Annotated in this window: 19 protein-coding genes; 15 read left to right on the top strand and 4 right to left on the bottom strand. The window is 74.6% G+C overall.

The window, feature by feature from the left end:
- The 3 genes from ACFFHC_RS03780 to ACFFHC_RS03770 form a co-directional block, all read left to right on the top strand.
- Positions 1-1,386, top strand: a 1,386-nt coding sequence (locus ACFFHC_RS03780) for an HNH endonuclease (RefSeq protein WP_379803201.1), incomplete at its 5' end; no start/stop codon positions are given.
- 113 nt (positions 1,387-1,499) lie between these two features.
- The gene (locus ACFFHC_RS03775; protein WP_379803198.1) at positions 1,500-2,042 is read left to right on the top strand and encodes an NUDIX hydrolase; all 543 of its coding nucleotides are present in this window, start codon (positions 1,500-1,502) and stop codon (positions 2,040-2,042) included.
- 2 nt (positions 2,043-2,044) lie between these two features.
- Entirely contained in the window at positions 2,045-3,109 is a 1,065-nt protein-coding gene (locus ACFFHC_RS03770) for an o-succinylbenzoate synthase (RefSeq protein ID WP_379803195.1), read from the top strand.
- Between the two features lie 4 nt (positions 3,110-3,113).
- Here ACFFHC_RS03770 and ACFFHC_RS03765 read toward each other — a convergent pair whose 3' ends face one another.
- Positions 3,114-3,350: a hypothetical protein gene (locus ACFFHC_RS03765; RefSeq protein WP_070704845.1), complete on the bottom strand. Its 237-nt coding sequence runs from the start codon at positions 3,348-3,350 to the stop codon at positions 3,114-3,116.
- Positions 3,351-3,471: 121 nt separating this feature from the next.
- Between ACFFHC_RS03765 and ACFFHC_RS03760 the strand changes: the two genes are divergently transcribed.
- The 4 genes from ACFFHC_RS03760 to ACFFHC_RS03745 all read left to right on the top strand — a co-directional run bounded on the left by ACFFHC_RS03760 (position 3,472) and on the right by ACFFHC_RS03745 (position 7,101).
- Positions 3,472-4,422 (top strand): hypothetical protein, encoded by a 951-nt coding sequence (locus ACFFHC_RS03760; RefSeq protein WP_141494768.1) that lies wholly within the window; start codon positions 3,472-3,474, stop codon positions 4,420-4,422.
- A 122-nt stretch (positions 4,423-4,544) separates the two neighbouring features.
- A complete protein-coding gene (locus ACFFHC_RS03755) occupies positions 4,545-4,946 on the top strand; it encodes a cold-shock protein (RefSeq protein ID WP_101849776.1) in 402 nt (133 codons plus the stop codon).
- Positions 4,946-5,650 carry a DUF3027 domain-containing protein gene (locus tag ACFFHC_RS03750; RefSeq protein ID WP_070706224.1) on the top strand — a complete coding sequence of 235 codons (705 nt, stop codon included), beginning with the start codon at positions 4,946-4,948 and terminating at the stop codon, positions 5,648-5,650. The genes ACFFHC_RS03755 and ACFFHC_RS03750 overlap by 1 nt, the downstream gene beginning before the upstream one ends.
- Entirely contained in the window at positions 5,647-7,101 is a 1,455-nt protein-coding gene (locus ACFFHC_RS03745; RefSeq protein WP_070706223.1) for an NCS2 family permease, read from the top strand. Before ACFFHC_RS03750 ends, ACFFHC_RS03745 begins: the two co-directional genes overlap by 4 nt.
- Positions 7,102-7,259: 158 nt before the next feature.
- On the opposite strand, the gene ACFFHC_RS03740 is transcribed toward ACFFHC_RS03745, so the two are convergent.
- From ACFFHC_RS03740 to ACFFHC_RS03730, 3 genes are all read right to left on the bottom strand, one after another.
- Complete coding sequence (locus tag ACFFHC_RS03740) at positions 7,260-7,559, bottom strand: hypothetical protein (protein WP_141494771.1); 300 nt, start codon at positions 7,557-7,559, stop codon at positions 7,260-7,262.
- A 113-nt stretch (positions 7,560-7,672) separates the two neighbouring features.
- The gene (gene pepN / locus ACFFHC_RS03735) at positions 7,673-10,336 is read right to left on the bottom strand and encodes an aminopeptidase N (protein ID WP_141494772.1); all 2,664 of its coding nucleotides are present in this window, start codon (positions 10,334-10,336) and stop codon (positions 7,673-7,675) included.
- Positions 10,337-10,439: 103 nt separating this feature from the next.
- Positions 10,440-11,015 carry a hypothetical protein gene (locus ACFFHC_RS03730; RefSeq protein ID WP_379803186.1) on the bottom strand — a complete coding sequence of 192 codons (576 nt, stop codon included), beginning with the start codon at positions 11,013-11,015 and terminating at the stop codon, positions 10,440-10,442.
- 97 nt (positions 11,016-11,112) lie between these two features.
- Here ACFFHC_RS03730 and pdxH point away from each other — a divergent pair, with 97 nt between their 5' ends.
- The 8 genes from pdxH to ACFFHC_RS03690 all read left to right on the top strand — a co-directional run bounded on the left by pdxH (position 11,113) and on the right by ACFFHC_RS03690 (position 19,857).
- The gene (gene pdxH / locus ACFFHC_RS03725) at positions 11,113-11,865 is read left to right on the top strand and encodes a pyridoxamine 5'-phosphate oxidase (protein ID WP_101849781.1); all 753 of its coding nucleotides are present in this window, start codon (positions 11,113-11,115) and stop codon (positions 11,863-11,865) included.
- Positions 11,866-11,956: 91 nt separating this feature from the next.
- A complete protein-coding gene (locus ACFFHC_RS03720) occupies positions 11,957-12,682 on the top strand; it encodes an iron-dependent transcriptional repressor DtxR (RefSeq protein ID WP_379803182.1) in 726 nt (241 codons plus the stop codon).
- 27 nt (positions 12,683-12,709) lie between these two features.
- Positions 12,710-14,065, top strand: a complete 1,356-nt coding sequence (locus ACFFHC_RS03715; protein ID WP_141494775.1) for a hemolysin family protein — start codon at positions 12,710-12,712, stop codon at positions 14,063-14,065.
- Entirely contained in the window at positions 14,065-15,141 is a 1,077-nt protein-coding gene (locus ACFFHC_RS03710) for a hemolysin family protein (protein ID WP_101849783.1), read from the top strand. Before ACFFHC_RS03715 ends, ACFFHC_RS03710 begins: the two co-directional genes overlap by 1 nt.
- A 27-nt stretch (positions 15,142-15,168) precedes the next feature.
- Positions 15,169-15,555: a CrcB family protein gene (locus ACFFHC_RS03705; RefSeq protein ID WP_101849784.1), complete on the top strand. Its 387-nt coding sequence runs from the start codon at positions 15,169-15,171 to the stop codon at positions 15,553-15,555.
- Positions 15,555-15,983, top strand: a complete 429-nt coding sequence (locus ACFFHC_RS03700) for a fluoride efflux transporter FluC (protein ID WP_070705642.1) — start codon at positions 15,555-15,557, stop codon at positions 15,981-15,983. Before ACFFHC_RS03705 ends, ACFFHC_RS03700 begins: the two co-directional genes overlap by 1 nt.
- Positions 15,984-16,075: 92 nt before the next feature.
- Complete coding sequence (locus ACFFHC_RS03695; RefSeq protein ID WP_141494867.1) at positions 16,076-17,215, top strand: metallophosphoesterase family protein; 1,140 nt, start codon at positions 16,076-16,078, stop codon at positions 17,213-17,215.
- On the top strand, positions 17,212-19,857 hold the full coding sequence (locus ACFFHC_RS03690; RefSeq protein ID WP_141494868.1) for an AAA family ATPase: 2,646 nt from the start codon (positions 17,212-17,214) through the stop codon (positions 19,855-19,857). The genes ACFFHC_RS03695 and ACFFHC_RS03690 overlap by 4 nt, the downstream gene beginning before the upstream one ends.
- Positions 19,858-19,909 lie beyond the last annotated feature (52 nt).

The following is a 19,909-nucleotide window of genomic DNA, read 5'->3' as shown; positions in this document are numbered from 1 at the left end:
CGCAGCGGGTCGTCGTTCCGACGGTTGCTGGGCCGCAGGGTGCGGCAGGCCGAGACCGCTGACCGGGCCGGGGCCCGTGCCAGGCGGACCACGGCGATCGCAGGCCGGGGCAGCTGGGCCCGGGCCGGTCAGGACGGGACCGGGTCGCTCACGGTGGTCGGTGAGGCCACCCGGGTGGCCGGTGCCTGGTCCCGGTTGGACAACGCGGCCCGCCGCGCGAAGGCCGCCGGCGACGCCCGCACCCTGGGCCAGCTCCGCTCGGACCTGCACCTGGACCTGCTGTTGGTCGGCCAGCTCCCCGACCACCCCAACACCGGCGCCCCGGCATACAACCCCACGCCCGCCACGGGCGCACCGGGGTCCGCGGGGTCCGACCCGGCCACGGACACCCCGACCACCGGTGGCGCGGCTGTGAGCGCGGGTGGTGCGACTGCGGGTGCGGCTGGGGGTGCGGGGAGTGGGCGGGCACCCCACGAGGACCCCGACCCGGCCGACTGGACTGTCGAGACTCCCCACACCACACCCGCCGGATCGGACCGGGCCGGGAACCTGGCTGCGCGGGACGCTGCACCAGAGGAGGGCACGGCCCCTCGCGGGGACACCCCGGTGCCGGGTCCCACGGCACCGGTGCCGCCGGTGTGCACCTCCTGCGGGACGGTCGCCGAGGACTACTTCCCGATCCCGCGGATCGGTGACCCGGTCCTGCCCCCGGCCCGGTGCACCGTCGTGGTCGGCCTGGACGTCCTGCTCGAGAACACGCCCAAGACCGACACTGACACCGACAGCAGCAGCACGGGCCCGAGCGGTACCGGTCAAGGACTCCCACCCACGCACCACGAGGGGCAGACCCCGCCGGGTGCCGCACCACCCGACGGGCCCGGTGGCGCCGTCCCGACACCGGGGCCGACGGCGGACGCTGGCACCCCATCGCGTGGGGGTGGTGGGTTGTTGGGCGCACCCCTGGGGTGGATGCCCGGGTTCGGGTACCTCGATGCTGAACACGTCCGGGCCGTCGCGGTCCGAGAGGGATCGGTCTGGCAACGCCTGGTCGCCGACCCCACCACCGGCCACGCCGTGACCGTCTCACCCCACACCTACCGGCCCACCGCCTCGGTCGCCCGCTTCGTCCGCGCCCGCGACGGCATCGCCCGCGACCCCGGCACCGGGGAGATCCCCGCAGACCGGTGCGAACTGGACCACCTGGTCCCCTTCGACCACGGCGGCCCCACCACCCCGGACAACCTGCAGTCCCTCTCCCGCAAGGGCCACACCCGCAAGACAAAACGACAGTGGACCGCCCAAGCCCACCCCGACGGCACCATCCACTGGACCAGCCTCCTGGGCCAGAGGTACACCACCACACCCCACGACTACCGCAACCCCTGAGGCCCACCCCGTCCACCACTGGTGGCTCCCCCCCCGGGCCTGCCACCCACGACCCACCGGGGCGGTCCGCGCGGTCAACCGGCTCGGCGGCCTGGATCACTAGGCTGCCGCCCATGCCGGTCCCGGACTTCATCGTCGAACTACGCCGCCACATCGGGCACGCGCCCCTGTGGTTGAGCGGCATCACGGCCGTGGTGCTTCGACCCGCCCCGGGGCTGCCGGCCGCGCCCGAGAACCGGGAGCTGCTCATGGTGCAGCGTGCGGACAACGGTCGGTGGACACCGGTCACCGGCATCGTCGACCCGGGCGAGCACCCCGCGGCCGCCGCCGAGCGGGAGGTGCTCGAGGAGGCCCGGGTCGCGTGCCGGGTGGACCGCCTCGCCTGGGTGTCGGTGACCGTCCCGGTCGAGCACGTCAACGGCGACCGCGCCCAGTACCTCGACCACTGCTTCGCCTGCACCTGGCTCTCCGGCGACCCCGCGGTGGGCGACGACGAGTCTCTGGCCACCGGCTGGTTCCCGCTCACGGACCTCCCTCCGCTGCAGCCCGTCTTCCGCGCGCGCCTGGCCGCCGTGCTCGCCGACGACCCGGTCACCCGCCTCGACCCCGCACCCCCGGAGCTCCCGTCCTACGTCCGTGTGGCGCAGGAGGACTGACGATGCTGCCCTGCTCCACCCCGCGCCCACCCGCCGTGGCCGACCCCACCCTCGGCCGCCCGCTGCCCGAGCTCGGGGAGCTGCTCGAGCACCTCGTGGTGGTCCGCCTGCCGATGGCGGTGCGCTTCCGCGGCCTCACCGTGCGCGAGACCGCCCTGGTGCGCGGACCCCTCGGTTGGGCCGAGTTCGCCCCCTTCACCGAGTACGACGACGCCGAGTCCTCCCGCTGGCTGGCCGCCACCCTCGAGGCCGGGTGGTGGGGATGGCCCACCCCGCTGCGGCCGCTCGTGGAGGTCAACGCCACCGTCCCGGCCGTCGCCGCCGAGGAGGTGCCCGCCGTCCTCGCCCGGGTGCCGGGTGCCACCGCCGCCAAGGTCAAGGTGGCCGAGAAGGCCCTCCTGCTGGCCGACGAGGACGCCTCCGCAGCCGCCGACCTCGCCCGCATCGCGGCGGTGCGGGACGCCACCGGTCCCGGGGTGCGGGTGCGCATCGACGCCAACGGGGCCTGGACCGTCCGCCAGGCCGCCGCCTTCCTCGAGCAGGTGGCCGCCACCGGCGAGCACCTGGACTACTGCGAGCAGCCCTGCGCCACCGCCGCCGAGCTGGCTGAGCTGCGCGAGCTGCTGGCGGCCCGCGGCGTCCCGGTCCGCATCGCCGCCGACGAATCCGTCCGCCGCGCCACCGACCCGATGCTGGTGCGCGCCCTGGGGGCCGCCGACCTCGTGGTGGTGAAGGCCGCACCCCTGGGCGGGGTGGCCGCGGCCTCGCAGATCCTCACAGCCACCGGCCTACCCGCGGTGGTCAGCTCGGCCCTGGAGTCGAGCGTCGGCCTGGCCGCCGGGGTGGCCCTCGCCGCCTCGATGCCGGAGCTCGACGGGCCGTGCGGCCTCGGCACCGCGCGGCTGTTCACCGAGGACGTCACGTCCGCGCCGCTGGCGCCCGAGGGAGGTCGGCTGGAGGTGCGCCGTGTGGAGGCCGACCGGGTCGCGAACGTCGCGGAGCCGGCGCGGCGTGCGTGGTGGGCCGACCGCATCGGGCGGTGCCTGGATGTGCTCGCCCGACCGTGACCCGTCAGACGGGCCGCACGTCGTAGACCATCACCACGATGAAGCCCACCACCAGCGCCAGCAGCGCGGCGTTCACCCCGGCGCGCACCGCGAGCTCCCGGCGCGTGGGCTCCGGGGTCTTCCGCCAGAACGTGATGCGGTGGAAGGCCCGGTGCTGACCGCGGGGGTTGACCATGCCCATGAAGGTCACCACCACGGCGAACAGGGCCACGGCGACGATCGACTTCACGATGGTGGGCACGGCAGGGGTCCTCTCGGCGGGCGTTCGGGGAGCAGGGTGTCACAACCGGCCCCGCCGCGGGGCCCCTGCCCACTCCGCCCCGCGCCCCCGTGCCGAAGGGTGCCTCACCTAGACTCCGGGCATGAGTCACGTGACGGGAGGCCAGCCCGGCCCGTACGCCTACCGCCCGCAGCAGCAGCCCCGCCGCCGTGGGGTGATGCCCTTGGTGTTCGGCGGGCTGACGCTGCTGGTGGGCACGCCCCTGGCGTTCCTGCTGCCCGTCGCCATCGGCATGGGTGACCTGTTCGGGGCCCTGCTCAACCCGGCCTCGGACGGGGACACCCGCTACCTGCCGGCCGGCGAGGACCGCGTGCTCTACGCGATGGGGGAGGGTGGCGAGTCGCTCGCCCACGACGCGTGCTCGGTCACCGGGCCGTCGGGGGAGAAGCTCGAGCTGCACCCCCAGCTGGTGGACCACCCGCAGGACCCGCAGCACTTCTGGACCTTCCACACCCAGGGGGCCGGCGACCACACCCTGCGATGCGGTGACGGCTCGGTCATGGCCGTGGCCCCCGGGGACGCCCTCGAGGGGATCATGGGCTGGACCGTCGGCGCCTTCCTGCTGGCGCTGCTCGTCTTCCTCCTCGGGATGGGCCTGATCATCTGGGGCATCGCGCAGCTGGTGCGCACCAACCGTCGTGCCGCCGCCGTCCCGCCCGGGGAGCACGGCCCCTACGGCCAGCACGGCCCGGGCGGCATGGGTGGCCCGGGCGGCGCCCCGTACGGCGGGGACCCCCATGCCCCGCGCACCGGGTCGGCCCCCGGCCACGCACCCACCGGGCAGCCCCCGGCTCAGGGGGCCGTGTGGAACCCGGTCTCCGCACCGCCTGCCCCGGGCGCCACGCCCGGCGGGGCCGCGGCTCCCCAGCCGGACCCGCGACAGCCGCACCCGCTCACGGGCCTCCAGGGCCGACCCGCCCCGGAGTACGGCCAGTACGCCCCCGGGCACGGGCCCGACGGCAGCGCCCCCGAGGCCGGGGACGGCGCCCCGCAGAGTGGCTCGGACCCCGCCGGCGGCGCTCACCGTCTCTGACGCCGGCCCGTAGACTGGGCCCGCACGCGACCGCCACCCGGCCAGCCCCGACACCTGGCGCCGTCGCGCCCCATCCTCGTCGCCGTCCATCGGCGACCCCCCTTCTGCAACAGGAGTTCCCAGTGCCCACCGGAAAGGTCAAGTGGTACGACGCCGACAAGGGCTTCGGCTTCATCGGCGACGACGCCGGCGGTGACGTCTTCCTGCGCGCGGCCGCCCTGCCCGCCGGCGTGACCACCCTGCGCCCCGGCACCCGGCTGGAGTACAGCATCGTCCAGGGCCGCAAGGGTGACCAGGCCATGCACGTCGCGATGGTGGACGCCCCGCCGTCCGTGCAGCGTGGCCGCACCCTGCGCGACCGGAAGCCGGCCGACGACATGGCCGTGGTGGTGGAGGACCTCATCCGCCTCCTCGACGACGCGTCCAACCAGCTGCGCCGCGGCCGCTACCCCGACGCCCGCCACGGCGAGACCCTCGCCAAGGCGCTGCGCGCCGTGGCCGACCAGTTCGAGGTGGGGCGCTGATGAGCACCACGCCCGAGTCCCGCCCGGCCACCCGCCCCGCCCGCGCCCCCCGCCCGGACACGGCCCTCATGGAGGCCGTGGACGCCGCCCGCGAGGGCCTGCACGGCATCGCCGCCGAGGGCTCCGTGGGCGAGCACACCGGCGCCCGCTCGGTGGGTGAGCGCCTGGTCACGCACGCCTTCACCTGCCTGATGCCGGGCTACACCGGATGGCAGTGGGAGGTCACCCTGGCCCGTGCCCCGCGCAGCCGCCGCGTCACCGTGTGCGAGGCCCACCTCGCCCCCGCCGAGGGGGCCCTGCTGGCCCCGGAGTGGGTGCCGTGGGCCGACCGGCTGCGCCCCGAGGACTTCGGTGTGGCCGACGCGAAGGCCGAGGAGGCCCAGCTGGTGCTGGTGGCCCCCCAGGCCCTGCCCGTGCGCCCCGGCGGCCACCAGCCCGAACGCGTGGCCGCCCGCTGCGAGCAGTGCGACTGCACCGGCTACCTCGTGCCCGTGGAGGTGCTGCGCGCCGACCGCGCCGCCCTGACCGAGCCGGAGCCCGACCCCCTGCCCGACCCGCTCGTGGACGAGTTCGAGCTCGAGGTGGTGGACCTCTCGGAGGTGGAGCCCGAGGCCTCCGGTGCCGAGACCGAGGCCGGTGCCGAGCCGTCGCAGGCCCGGGAGTCCGACGCCGACGCCCCCACCACCGCCGAGGACCGCGCGTGAACGCGGCGCTCGAGCGCTGGTTCCACCTGCAGGAGCGGGGCACCACCGTCGTGCAGGAGGTGCGCGGCGGCGTCGTCACCTTCTTCACGATGGCCTACATCATCGTGCTCAACCCGCTGATGATCGGCACCGTGGCCGACGGCACCGGCGAGTTCCTCGGCGGCGGCCACGAGCCCAACATCGCGATGGTGGCCGCGGCCACGGCGCTGGTGGCCGGCGTCATGACCATCCTCATGGGCGTGGTGGCCAACTACCCCCTCGCCCTGGCCACGGGCCTGGGCCTCAACGCGTTCATCGCCTTCGGCGTGGCGAGCCTCCCGCAGGTCACCTGGGCCGACGCGATGGGCCTGGTGGTCATGGAGGGGCTCATCATCCTGCTGCTGGTGCTCACCGGTTTCCGGCAGGCGGTCTTCCACGCCATCCCGGCGCAGCTCAAGACGGCCATCAGCGTGGGCATCGGCCTGTTCATCGCCTTCGTCGGCCTCGTGGACGCCGGCATCGTGCGCAAGCCCGCCTCCGGTCCCGTGCCGGTGGAGATGGGCGTGGGTGGATTCCTCGCCGGGTGGCCCACCGTGGTGTTCGTGATCGGCCTGCTGGCCATCGTCGTGATGATGGTGCGCGGCGTCCGCGGCGCCATCCTCTACGGCATCCTCGGTGCCACCGTGCTGGCCATGGTGGTGGAGGCCGTCGCCGGCATCGGGTCGCAGACCGACGCCACCGGCAAGGTCGTCAACCCGACCGGCTGGGGCCTCAACGTGCCGCGCGTGCCCGACAGCTGGGTGCAGGCGCCGGACTTCGGCCTCATCGGGCAGTTCGACCTGCTGGGTTCCTTCTCCTCCATCGGCGTGGTGGGGGCGAGCCTGCTGGTCTTCACCCTCCTGCTGGCCGACTTCTTCGACACGATGGGCACGATGGTGGCCGTCGGTGCCGAGGCCGACCTGCTCGACGAGGAGGGCAACCCGCCGGGCGCGCAGCGCATCCTCGTGGTCGACTCGCTGGCTGCCGCCGCCGGTGGTGTGGGCTCGGTGAGCTCCAACACGAGCTTCATCGAGTCGGCCTCCGGCGTGGGCGAGGGTGCCCGCACGGGCCTGGCGAGCGTGGTCACCGGCGTGCTCTTCCTGCTGGCCACCTTCCTCTCCCCGCTGGTGTCGGTGGTGCCCTACGAGGCCGCCACACCCGCCCTGGTGGTCGTCGGCTTCCTGATGATGCAGCAGGTCACCGGCATCGAGTGGAACCGTCTGGACATCGCCGTGCCGGCCTTCCTGACCATCGTCCTCATGCCCTTCACGTACTCGATCACCGCCGGCATCGGTGCCGGGTTCGTGACCTACGTGGTGCTGCAGGTGGTGCAGGGCCGCGGCAAGCAGCTGCACCCGCTGATGTGGCTCATCGCCGTGATGTTCCTGCTCTACTTCGGCATCGACCCGATCCGCGACCTGGCAGGTGTGTGATGAGTGCCCAGTCCCGACGCATCATCGTCCTCGTGACTCTGGCGGCCCTGATCCTGGGCCCCGTGCTGGCGGCCCTGTTCAACTGAGCTCCGGCTCGGCCCCGGTAGCCGAACGGCCCCCTCTCCCCGCGGGTGAGGGGGCCGTTCGCGCGCGATGCCTCAGGAGGCCGGCGGCGTGGCGCTCATGGGCGAGGAGTCGCCCGACGGCTGTTCGATGCTGGGGATGGTGATCGTCCCGTTCCCCGGCGAGGGGCTGGTCCCCGGCTCGCTCGGCGACTCCTCGCCCGTGCCGGTCGGGCTCGGCGACTCCTCGGTGGGCGAGTCCGCGGGCGACGACGGGGCCTGCGTGCTGGACGTGCCGGAGTCAGCCGCGTCGTCACCGGAGCTGCTGCAGGCGGTGAGACCGCCGAGTGCCAGGGCTGCGACGGCCAGGAGGCCGGATCGGGTGCTGGCTGCCATGGGAACCTTCCTTCGTGGTCGGGGTCACACCACGGTGGACCACCGGGGGCCCGGTGCCAACCCCACGGGCCCGACTGTGAGGAACCCGTGAGGCCGGCACCGGAACGGCCGGGTCAGGCCACGTCCACCGGCCCGGCCTCGGCGGCGAACCGCTGTGCGCGCAGCGAGCGGCGCAGGCCGTCCACTTCGTCGGCCACGATGCGGCGCAGCGCCGCGGGGGCCTCGGGGTGGGTGGTGAGCCACTCCTGGGCGGCGGCCTCGCTGGCCTCGCCCTCGGGGAAGGTGCCGGGCACGATCCGCTCGGCGATCTCCATCGCGTGGTCGGCCCAGATGCCCTCGAGACGGCCGAAGTACTCCTCGCGCAGCCAGCCCAGCTCCTCGGAGCGCAGCGGCTGGCGCATGCCCTCGATGGTGGCCGACACGTGGTCGTTCGTCATCGACAGCGGCGTGAGCAGGCGCTCCCAGGCCTCGCGGCGGCCCTGCTCACCGGGGAGCGAGGTGACGGCGGCCAGATGGCGCGTGATGGTGGTGTTGTTGCGCTCCGCCTCCAGCTCGGCGTCGAGCTCCTCCCGGGTGGCCTGGCCGGTGGCCGCCAGGGCGGTCCACAGGTCCCAGCGGCGGTCGGACTCCCACGCCAGGCCCTCGATCGTCTCGGTGCCCTCGAGCAGGCCGCGGGCCACCTCGCCCGACGCCGGATGCGTGGCCGCCGCGGCCCCGAAGGCCCGCTGCCACACCAGCTGGGCGTCGGAACCCGGCTCGGCGGCGCGCAGGTTGGCCAGGCAGGCCTCGGCCCAGGCAGCGCGCCAGGCGTCGCGCTGCTCGGCCGGCAGGTAGCCCTCGATGGCGGCGCGCGCGTTGGCGCTCACCGCGCCGAGCACGCCGCCGTGACGCTCGTCGGCCAGGTTGGCGATGGCGGCGCGCACGTACTGCGCGGCGTGCAGGCGGCCGTCGCGGGTGGCGTCCCACAGGGCCCACCACGCGGTGGACCGGGAGGTGTCCTCCTCCAGGGTGCCCAGGTGCTCCACGAGGGTGGCGGTGCTGTGCTCGTCGAGGGCGAGCTTGGCGTAGGTGAGGTCGCCGTCGTTCACCAGCACCAGGTCCGGGCGGGCGGCACCCACCAGGGCCTCCAGGCCCGCCACGCCGGCGAGGTCCACGGACTCCCCGGCCAGGTCCAGCTCGGCGTGGCCGGTGCGCTGCAGGCGGCCACCGGTCAGGGTGTAGGTGCCCACGGCCAGGCGGTGCGGACGCAGCACCTCCTCGCCAGTCACGGGGTCGGTGCAGTGCTGGGTGAGGCGCGCGGCGGTGACCGTCCCGTCCTCGGCGGTGTCCACCTCCAGCCCGATGGTGGACACGCCGGCCGTGCGCAGCCACGGGCCCACCCACGCGTCGAGGTCGCGGCCCGAGGCCTCCTCGAGCGCACGCAGCAGGTCCGGCAGCGTGGTGTTGCCGTAGGCGTGCTCGCGGAAGTACGCGGTGGAGCCGGCGAAGAACTGCTCGCGGCCCACGTAGTTCATGAGGTTCTGCAGCAGCGCGGCGCCCTTGGCGTAGGTGATGCCGTCGAAGTTCTGCCGGGCCGCCTCGAGGTCGTCGATCTGCGCGACCACCGGGTGGGTGGAGGGCAGCTGGTCCACGCGGTAGGCCCACAGCTTGCGGGCCGTCGAGAAGGCCACCCACGCGTCGGTGAACTCGGTGGCGTCCGCGCTGGCCTGCGTGCCCAGCAGCTCGGCGAAGGACTCCTTGAGCCACAGGTCGTTCCACCACTCCATGGTCACGAGGTCGCCGAACCACATGTGCGCCATCTCGTGGAGGATCGTGTTGGCCCGGCCGGCCCGCTGGGCCCGGGTGGGGGTGGAGCGGAACACGTAGTTCTCGGTGAAGGTCACGCAGCCCGGGTTCTCCATGGCGCCGAGGTTGTACTCGGGCACGAACACCTGGTCGTAGGTGCCCCACGGGTAGGCTACGCCGAAGGTGCGGTGGAAGAAGTCCAGGCCGGCGAAGGTGATGTCGAAGACCTCGTCGGCGTCGAAGTGCTCCACCAGGCTCTGGCGGCAGAGCAGGCCCACCGGCACCTCGAGCGCCTCGCCCTCGGAGGTGGTGCCCGTCCAGGTGCGCTCGGTGCGGTGGTACTCACCGGCGCACATGGCGGTGATGTAGGTGCTCATGGGCAGGGTCGGGGCCCACTCGCGGGTGGTGCCGGCGGGCACCTCGTGGCCGGTCACGGTGCCGGCGGGGGCCTCGGTGGTGGACACCTCGTCCTCGGCGTTGCAGCGCACCACCCAGTCGGTGGGGGCGGTGATGACCCAGGTGAAGGCCGCCTTGAGGTCGGGCTGCTCGAAGGTCGTGTAGAGACGGCGGCAGTCGGCCGGCTCGAAGTGCGTGTACAGGTAGGTGCGCCCGTCGGCAGGGTCGATGAAGCGGTGCAGGCCCTGCCCGGTGCGGCCGTAGGTGCCCACTCCCTGCACCACCACGCGGTGGCGGCCAGCGGAGAGCTCGGGCAGCTGGATGCGGGCGCCGTCGAAGGCGGACTCGACGTTCAGGGGCTCGCCGTCCACGGTCACCGCGTCCACGCCGCCGAGGAAGTCCAGGAAGGTGGACCCGGCGGTGCTCGTGAAGTCGAGCGTCGTGGTGGTGCCGAAGGTGGTGGCCTCGGCATCGGGGGCCGTGCGGCAGTCGATCTCGACCCGGTAGGCCAGGTCACTGACCTGGGAGGCGCGCTGGGCGGCCTCGGCACGGGTGAGGTTGCGGGAGGAGTGCGGGGCGGTGGGGCTGTACGTCACGGAGGCCAGTCAATCAGGACGTGGCGTCGGTCACGTCCCCACCACCCCCGGGTGTCGGTGGACGACCTGACGGACGGCCGGGCGCCTGTGGACGAAGGGTGCCTCAGGGGTTGACCACGGTGCCGGTCAGCGGCTCGTCGCCGGGGCCGTCCTCGGGGCGCTGGGGCGTCGACCCCGTCGACCCCGTCGCGCCCGGCGCGCCCGGCGCCCCCGGCGCGGGGCGCCATGGCGCCGAGCCGTGCGGACGCGGCCGACGGCGCGCGGAGAGGTCGGCATGGCGCAGCAGCTCGCTGTACGGCACGTCGGTGTGCGGGTGCGTGGCCACCGGGGTGTCCCCGGAGAACACGACGAACACCGGGCGGGAGTGCAGGAAGGTCTGCAGCACCGACCCGTCCACCACCGAGCGGGCGTGGGCGGTGGCGCGCCGCTTGGCCGCGGCCGGTCCCAGCGGCGTGCGGTCCACCAGCCTGCCCGTCGGGCGCGGGGTGGCGTCCGCCATCGGCCGGCCCTGCTCGTCGGTGCCCGCCGGGCGCCGCCCCGTGCGGCGCTCCACCTCCTCCACCACGGCCGGGGCGTGCTTGCGCGCCTCGGAGACCAGCGTGGGGCCGTACCTGCGCGCGGCGCCGGCGATGACCGGCCCGTACTTCACGGCGTTGCGGATGAGGTTGGGGTTGACCACGGGGCCTCCTCGAACGGGCGGGGTGACGGGTTCACTCCCTCGCCATGATGTCAACACCGGCAGGTGGGCGCGCGTTCCCGGGACCTAGGCTGGGCGCATGCACCCCTCGGACCTCGGTCGTCGGCGCGGTCGCCGACTCGGACGCCTGGAGTACACCGGTGAGGGCCTCGAGCCCGACCACGTCCCCGCCGCCCCGTGGGACGTGGTGCAGGAGTGGGTCCACGCCGCCCACCACCGGGCCCTGGAGCGGGGTGACGTGCCCGAGCCGGCCGCCGTGGCCCTGGCCACGGTGGACGCCGAGGGCGCCCCGGACGTGCGCACCGTGCTCTGCCGCGACGTCTCCACCGAGGGCCTGCGCTTCTACACCTCCCTGGTCTCCGCCAAGGCCGAGCAGATGGCCGCCGACCCGCGTGTGGCCCTCACCTGGACCTGGCCGAGCATGTTCCGCGCCCTCCGCTTCCGCGGCGTGGCCGAGGAGCTGCCCCGCGACGAGGTGACCGCCTACTTCCGGCAGCGCCCCTGGGGGTCGCGCATCAGCGCCCACGCCAGCCGCCAGTCCCACCCGCTGGCCGACCGCGCCGAGCTGGTGGCCCGCGAGGCGGAGCTGGCCGGGCGGTGGCCCGACCGGGCCCGTGAGGACGACGTGCCCACCCCGGACCACTGGGGTGGCTACCTCGTGCGCCCCTACCAGGTGGAGGTGTGGACCGGCCGCCAGTCGCGCATGCACGACCGCTGGCGCTGGACCCTCACCGAGCCGCTCGACCTGACCCGTCCCGTGGCCGACCAGGGTGACCTCCTGCTGCCGCTCGACGACGAGACGGCCTGGACGCACCTGGCCCTCCAGCCGTGACCCCGGCCGGAGGTGAGGATCGCCTAACCAGTTGTCGGTCCGCTGGCCTACGATGGGGGCTCCCCTCGTGCGCCACGGAAGGCAGGCCCAGGTGAGTGACCTCATCGACACCACCGAGATGTACCTCAAGACGATCTACGAACTGGACGAGGAGGGCATCCCGGCCCTCCGCGCCCGCATCGCCGAGCGACTGGGGCACTCCGGACCCACGGTGAGCCAGACCATCGCCCGCATGGACCGCGACGGCCTGGTGACCCTGGGGGAGGACCGCCGCCTCCACCTCACCGAGGAGGGGCGTGCGCAGGCCACCCGCATCGAGCGCAAGCACCGCCTGGCCGAGCGCCTGCTCGTGGACGTGATCGGCCTGGAGTGGGAGTACGTGCACGAGGAGGCCTGCCGCTGGGAGCACGTCATGAGCGACCGGGTGGAGCGCAAGATCCTCGCCCTGCTGGAAAACTCCGAGGAGTCCCCGTACGGCAACCCCATCCCCGGCCTCGAGGAGCTCGGCGGCGCCCAGGGCACCACCTTCCGCGACGGCGTGGAGCGCCTCGTGGACGTGGTCCGCGACGGGCATGAGGCCGTGTTCGTGCGTCGCATCGGCGAGCCCGTGCAGGTCGATGCCGAGGCCCTCGCCCTGCTGACGGAGGCCGGCGTGGTCCCCGGCGAGCGGGTGCAGGTGGAGGCCCGCGGCGACGACCGCGTGGTGGCCCGCGGCCTGCGCGAGGGCGTCACCGGCGGCGTCTCGCTGCCGCAGGAGATCGCGGTGCACGTGTTCGTCAGCCGCGTGGACCCCCGAAGTACCCAGCCCACCCAGTAATCCCCCGGAATCGGAGACCCACCCCTCGTGCTCGTCGCCCTCGGCGTCCTCACAGTCCTCGCCCTGACCGCCCTCACCGGGTTCTTCGTCGCGCAGGAGTTCGCGTTCGTCTCGGTGGACCGCACCGAGCTGCGGGCCCGCGCAGAGGGGGGTGACGCCCGTGCCCAGAAGGCCTACGACCTCACCACGCAGCTGTCCTTCCTGCTCTCGGGTGCCCAATTCGGCATCACCGTCACCACGCTGCTCGTCGGCTACGCGGCCGAGCCCCTCATCGGTGCCGGCCTGCGCGACCTGGTGGGCGCCGAGCAGGCCTCCCGTGGCGCCACCGCCGTGGCCATCTCGCTGGGGGTGCTGCTCTTCTCCACGATCGTGCAGATGGTGCTGGGTGAGCTGGGCCCCAAGAACTGGGCCATCGCCCGCCCGGTGGCCCTCACCCGGGCCCTGGCCGTCCCCACGGCGGCCTACCTCGCCGTGGTGGGCCCGGTGGTGCGCTTCTTCGACAGCTCGGCGGCGTGGCTGCTGCGCAAGGTCGGCATCGAGCCCGTGGAGGAGCTCGACTCCGCCGCCACACCTGAGGACCTGCAGCGCATCATCGACCAGTCCCACGCCAGCGGCCTGCTCGACGACGAGCTGCAGGACCTGCTCGACCGCGGGCTGGCCTTCCGCCACCGCACCGTCGGCGAGGTGATGACCCCCCGCGTGGACGTGGAGACCGTGAGCGCCGACGCGAGCGTGGCCGAGCTGGTGGACCTGCTCGCCACCGGGCACAGCCGCTACCCGGTGTACGGGCGCGACATCGACGACATCGTGGGCGTGGTGAGCATCTCCGACGTGCTCGAGGTGCCGGTGGCCGAGCGCGCCAGCACGGTGGTGCACCGCATCGTGGACGAGGCCGTGCTGCTGCCCACCTCGCTGGGCGTCACCAAGGCGCTGGAGGAGATGCGTCGCCGCCACCGGCAGATCGCGGTCGTGGTGGACGAGCACGGGGGCTTCGCCGGCGTGGTCTCGTTCGAGGACATCGCCGAGGAGGTGGTCGGCGACATCCTCGACGAGGACGACGAGGAGGAGTCGCCCGCCACCGAGCGCGCCGACGGCACCTGGCTGCTGCCGGCCAACCTGCGCCTGGACGAGGTGCGCAAGTTCACCTCCATCGCGCTGCCGGAGAGCGACGACTACGACACCCTCTCCGGACTGGTGCTCAAGACGCTGGGTCGCGTGGTGCAGGAGGGCGACGTGGCCGAGGTGGCCTGGACCGTCCGTGACGCCGACGGCGAGACCGTGCGCGCCTGCACCAGCCTGGAGGTGGTGGCGGTGGAGCGCCACGTGCCCGACGAGGTGCTGCTCGCGCCGGTGACCGTGGACGACGTGGAGGAGGTGGCCTGATGGGGGAGCTCGAGAAGATCCTGCTCTCGGTGCTGCTGTTGGCGGCCAACGGGTTCTTCGTGGCCGCCGAGTTCGGCATCATGGCCGCCAAGCGCCACCGCCTGGAGGAGCGCGCCGAGGCCGGGGGGCGTGCCGCCCGCGCCGCCGTGGCCTCCAGCAAGGAGCTCTCGCTCATGCTGGCCGCCAGCCAGCTGGGCATCACCCTGGCCACGCTGGGCCTGGGTGCCATGGCCGAGCCGGCCATCGCCCACCTGCTGGAGCCGGTGCTGCACGCCCTGCACGTGCCCCACGCGCTGACCCACCCGGTCGCCCTGGTGGTGGCCCTGACCCTCGTGACCTACCTGCACATGGTGGTCGGCGAGATGGCGCCCAAGTCGTGGGCCATCGCGCACCCGGAGACCGCCGCGGTGGTCGTGGCCCTGCCCTTCCGGGCCTTCGCCATGGTGACCAAGCCGTTCATCTGGCTGCTCAACGAGATCACCAATCTGGGGCTGAGGCTGGTGGGCGTGGAGGCCGTCGACACCATCGAGGAGGAGCACGGGCCGGCCGAGTTGCAGCGCCTCATGTCCTCCTCGCAGGAGGCCGGCGTGCTGCCCGACGAGGACGCCCGCCTGCTGGCCGGCGCGTTCCGCCTGGAGAACCAGGACCTCTCGGCGGTCACCCGGCCGGCGCGCGACCTCGTGACCATCGACGTGGGCGCCACCGCGGCGGACGTCGAGGAACTGAGCCGCCGCACGGGGCGTTCGCGCCTCATCGTGACGCACGGGTCGCGCTACGTGGGCCTGGTGCACGTGCGCGATGCCGTGACCGCGCGGGCCACGGGCACCAACCCGGGCGTGGTGGACCTGCGCCAGCAGATGCCGACGCTGCGCCGCGAGCTGCCCCTCATCGACGCCGCCACGCAGATGCGGCAGCACCGCGCCCAGCTGGCGATGGTGGCCGACCCGGCCGGGCGCAAGGTGGGCATGGTGGCGCTGGAGGACATCCTCGAGCAGATCCTCGGCCAGTTCGACGACGAGACCGACGAGCTGGTGCGCGCCGCGGGGGCCAGCCGGGGTCTGCGCCGGGCCGGGTGACGGCCGGGTGGCTCCGGTGGTGGTGCCGTGACCGGGTGGCGGCCCTGGGCGCTGGTGGTGCTCGGTGGCGCGGTCGGGTCGGTGGCCCGGGTGCTGCTCTCGGAGGCCTGGGGGTCCGCGGTGGGCGTGCTCGTGGTGAACCTGGTGGGGGCCTTCCTGCTGGGTCTGGCCGATGCCGTGTGGTCCGGTCGGCGGCCGGGGCTGCTCGTGCTGGTGGGCACCGGGGCGCTGGGCGGGTTCACCACGGTGAGCGGGTGGGCGCTGCTCATGGCCGGGTCGTGGGCGTGGTTCTGGGCCGGGCCGCTCCTGCTGGCGGTCGGTGTGCTGCTGGCCTGGGCGGGCGTGCGCGTGGGGCGGGTCGTGCGGGGGCAGGACGGTGTGGGGGCCGTCGGTGGCGAGGCGGCGGTGCGCTGATGCCCTCGGTGACGGTGCTGCTCTGGGTGGCCGTGGGCGGCGCGCTGGGTGCCGTGGGGCGGTACGCGGCCGACCGGGCGGCGCAGCGGTGGGTCCCGGCCGTGGCCGAGGTGGGCGTGCTCGTGGCCAACCTCGTGGCGTGCGCGCTTCTGGGCTGGGTGGCCGGGGGAACGGTGCTGGTGTCGTCGGCCCCGGGGTCCGCGCCGTTACCGCTGGTGTCCGGACCCGTGCTGGGCTGGGACTGGTGGCTGCTCGGCAGTGGGCTGGCCGGGGCGCTGAGCACCTGGTCGACGCTGACGCTGCAGGTGGTCCGGCGGTGGGTGGCCGGGGACCGGGCGGTGGCCGCTGCGCTGGGGCTGGCCACCTGGGTGCTGGGAGCCGGGGCGGCGCGGCTGGCGGCCGAGGCGTCCGTGGCGCTGACGGGCTGAGGTGCGTCTCGGCGCCGGGCACGTTCCCTGCATCGGGCCGGCCCTGTGGACGGCCGGGGGATGTTGTCGGGGGTGCCCCCTAGCCTGCGGGCATGAGGTTCTTGCAGACGAGCGACTGGCAGTGGGGCATGACCCGGCGCTGGCTCTCCGAGGCCGATCAGGCGCGCTTCACGCAGGCGCGCAACGACGCGGTCGTGCGGGCGGGGCAGGTGGCGGCCGAGCACGGCTGCGCGTTCATGGTGGTGGCGGGGGACGTCTTCGACTCCAACCAGCTCGGGCGCGACACGGTGCGACGGGCCATGGAGGCGCTGCGGCAGGTGCCGGTGGACGTCTACCTGCTGCCCGGCAACCACGACGCGCTCGACGCCGCCTCGATCTACGACCAGGAGGTGTTCACCGGGGCCGGGTTGGGGCACGTGCACGTGCTGCGCGACAGCGAGCCCGTGACGGTGGCCGAGGGGGTGGAGCTGGTGGGGGTCCCGCTGACCACCAACCAGCCGGACCGCGACGTGGTGGCCGAGGTGCTCGACCTCCTCGACCCGCCGGCCGACGGGGTGCGGCGGGTCCTCGTCGCCCACGGCCAGCTGCGGGAGCTCGACCCGGGCCACCGGGTCTCGGCGCTCGACGGCGCCCGCATGCGGCGGGCGCTCGACGAGGGGCTCGTGCACTGGGTGGCCCTCGGCGACCGGCACTCCCGGTGGGCGGACTCCAGTGGGCGCGTGCACTACTCGGGTGCGGTGGAGGTGACGGACTTCCGCGACGAGCACGTGGGGGACGTGCTCGTGGTGGACCTGGGCCAGGGGGAGGAGCAGCCGTCCTGCGAGGTGGTCCACGTGGGCACCTGGCAGATGCTGCAGGTCTCCCGGCAGGTGGACTCCGCCGACGACGTGGCGCGGCTCCGGGCCGAGTGGGAGGCCGTGGAGAACAAGTCCACCGTGGTGCTCAAGCACGCCCTCACTGGCACGCTGACGCTCACCGAGGACGTCGCGCTGCAGGAGCTGCTGGAGTGGGCGCAGGACGCCTTCGCCGCGGCCTTCGCGTGGGACCGCCACACCGACGTGGTGGTGGTGCCGGACGACGCGGAGTTGGCGGACATCGGCATCGGGGGTTACGTGGCCCGCGCCGCGCAGGACCTCACGGACACCGCCGGGGCCGGCGGTCGGGACGCGGTGGCTGCCTCGGACGCGCTGCGCCTGCTGTACCGCTACGCACGGGGAGGAGCACGGGCATGAGGATCCACCGCATCGAGGTGCAGGACCTGCGAGGGGTGGAGCACGCCGTGCTCGCGGACGTGCCGGAGGCCGGGGTGCTCGTGCTCGAGGGGCCCAACGAGGCCGGCAAGAGCACGATGCTCAAGGCCCTGGACATGCTGCTGACGGAGAAGGCCTCCGCCAGGAAGCAGTACGTGAAGGACTCCCAGCCGGTGGGGCGCGACGTGGCCCCCCGGGTGAGCGCCGAGCTGACCATCGGGCCGGAGCGCTTCGTCTACACCAAGCAGTGGCTGCGCAGCCCGAGCACCGAGTTCCGGGCCGTCGGGGGCGCGCGCCGCCTCACCGGCGACGACGCCCACAACCACGTCAGCGGGCTGCTGGCCGAACACGGGGACGAGACGCTGCGCCGCGCGCTGCAGCTGCTCCAGGAGGGGCCGCTGGAGGTCACCGGCCTGGACGGCTCGCAGCGCCTGGCCGCGGCGCTCGACGCCGCGTCCGGTGGTGAGGCGGCCGACGAGCAGGGCGAGGCCGCCACGCTGCTGGAGCGTGTGGAGGCCGACGCCGGGGAGTGCTGGACGGCCAAGGGACAGCCGCGCGGCGAGCTCAAGCGTTTGCAGGACGCGCACGCCGAGGCGGTGGCGGCGGAGGAGGCCGCGCAGGCCGCCGTCGACGCCATCGAGTCCGAGGTGCAGCGGGCCGCCGACCTGGCCCAGCGGGTGGAGGCCGCCGACGAGCGGCGACGGGTTGCCCAGCGCACCCGCGACGAGCTGGAGAAGCGGTGGGCCGACACCGAGTCCGAGCGATGTGCCGTGGCCGAGGCCGAGGAGGCCCTGCGCCGGGCGGGACGGGAGCACGAGCGTGCCGTGGCCGATGCCGGGGCCCGCGAGGAGCTGGTGGCCGAGGCCGAGCGGGCCACGGCGGACGTGACGGCCGCGCAGGAGGCCCAGGAGGCGGCGTCCGGTCCTCGTGCGGAGGCCGACGAGGCGCTCGCCGAGGTCGTCGGTGAGCGGGAGGAGGCCGAGGCCGCCGAGGACGAGGCGCGGTCCGGGGTCCGTGCCGCCGAGGCGGCCGAGGGTCTGGCCCGGGCAGCGGCCGGTCTGACCTCCCTGCAGCGCACCGTGGAACGGCTCGACGCCCTGCGGGCCCGGCAGCAGACGATCGCCGAGACGCTCGCCGGGCAGGTGGTGGACGACGCCGCACTGGAACGCATCACCGGGGCCCAGGAACAGCTGCACCTGGCCACGGCGCGCCGTGACGCCGCCAGCCCCCGCCTCCGGGTGGCGGGCGACACCGCCGTCCCCGTGAGCGTGGGCGGCCGGGCGCTGCCGGCCGACGAGTGGCCCTGGGAGGAGCCGGTCACCCAGCCCACCGTGGTGGAGGTCTCCGGGGTGCAGGTGCACGTGCTGCCGCCCGAGGGGGCCGGAGAGGACGAGGTCGAGTCCGCCCGGCGCACGCTCGCGGAGGCGCTCGCCGCCGTGGAGGTGCGCGACGTGGCCGAGGCGCACCGTCGCCACCTCGAGGTGCAGCGGGTGCGGGCCGAGCGCGACGACGTGGACGCCCAGCTGGCGGACGCCCTCGAGGGACGCACGGTGGAGGAGTGGCGGTCGGAGGCCGCCGACGCCGCGCACCAGGTGGAGCAGGCCGCGGAGGAGCCGGTGGACCCCGCAGCCGCCCGTGAGGCCCTGGCTGCGGCCCGGGAGGGCCACGAGACGGCCCGGCACGCGGCGGAGTCCCTGCGGGCCCGGGAGGCTGCGGCCCGGGAGGCTGTGACCACCCGCCGGGCGGCGGCGGAGCGTGCCGAGGTGCAGCTCGAGGCCGCGACCGCTGCTGCGGCCCGGGTGGCCGATCGGCTCGCGGCGGCCCGCGGCGTGGCCGACGACGACGCGGTGGCCGCTGCGGTCAGGGTGGCCGCGGAGGCGCTGGAGTCGGCCGAGGAGCGGGTCACCGAGCGGCGTGCGGCGCTGGCGGCGGCCGGGTCGGTGTCGCCGGAGGACGTGGAGTCGGCCCGGGTAGCCGCCGAGCGGGCCGAGGAGCGGCACCGCCGGGCACGTGACGAGCACCAGCAGGCCGAGGGCATGGTGAAGCAGGCCGGCAAGGAGGGCCGCGCGGACGCCCTGGCCCGGGCCGGCGCGGAGCGGGAGCACCTCGCGGCCGACCTTGCCCGCGTGCAGGCCCGGGCGGACGCGCTGCGCCTGCTGCTGGAGACCCTGCGTGCCCGTCGGGCCGAGGCCCAGGCAGCGTACGTACGGCCCTTCCGGGAGGCCCTCGAGGAGCTCGGCGCCGTGGTCCACGGCGACGGCTTCTCCGTGGACGTCTCGCCGAACCTCGCCATCACCTCCCGCACCGTGGACGGGGTGCCGGTCCCGCTGGCGGACCTCTCCACCGGCGCCCGGGAGCAGCTGGCGGTTCTCAGCCGCCTGGCCGTGGCCCGTGTGGTGGACCCCGGTGAGGGCGTCCCGGTGGTGCTCGACGACGCCCTGGGGTGGACCGACCCGGACCGTCTACGGAGCATGGGTCGTGCCCTCGGGAGGGCGGGGGAGGACGCGCAGGTCATCGTGCTCACCTGCACGCCCGGCCGCTACGACGCGGTCCCCGGCGCCCACGTGGTGCACACCGACGACCTGCGGGCCGCCGCGGCTGCGACCGGTCGGGTCACGGACTAGCGTGGAGGGCGAATCCCGCCGCCGGCGGGGCCGGGCGCCGCTCCACCGGACG

The sequence above is a fragment of the Kytococcus schroeteri genome, from assembly GCF_042433515.1.
Taxonomy (GTDB): domain Bacteria; phylum Actinomycetota; class Actinomycetes; order Actinomycetales; family Dermatophilaceae; genus Kytococcus; species Kytococcus schroeteri.
Note: the sequence above shows the minus strand (reverse complement) of the source record. Positions and strands in the feature narration are given on the sequence as shown.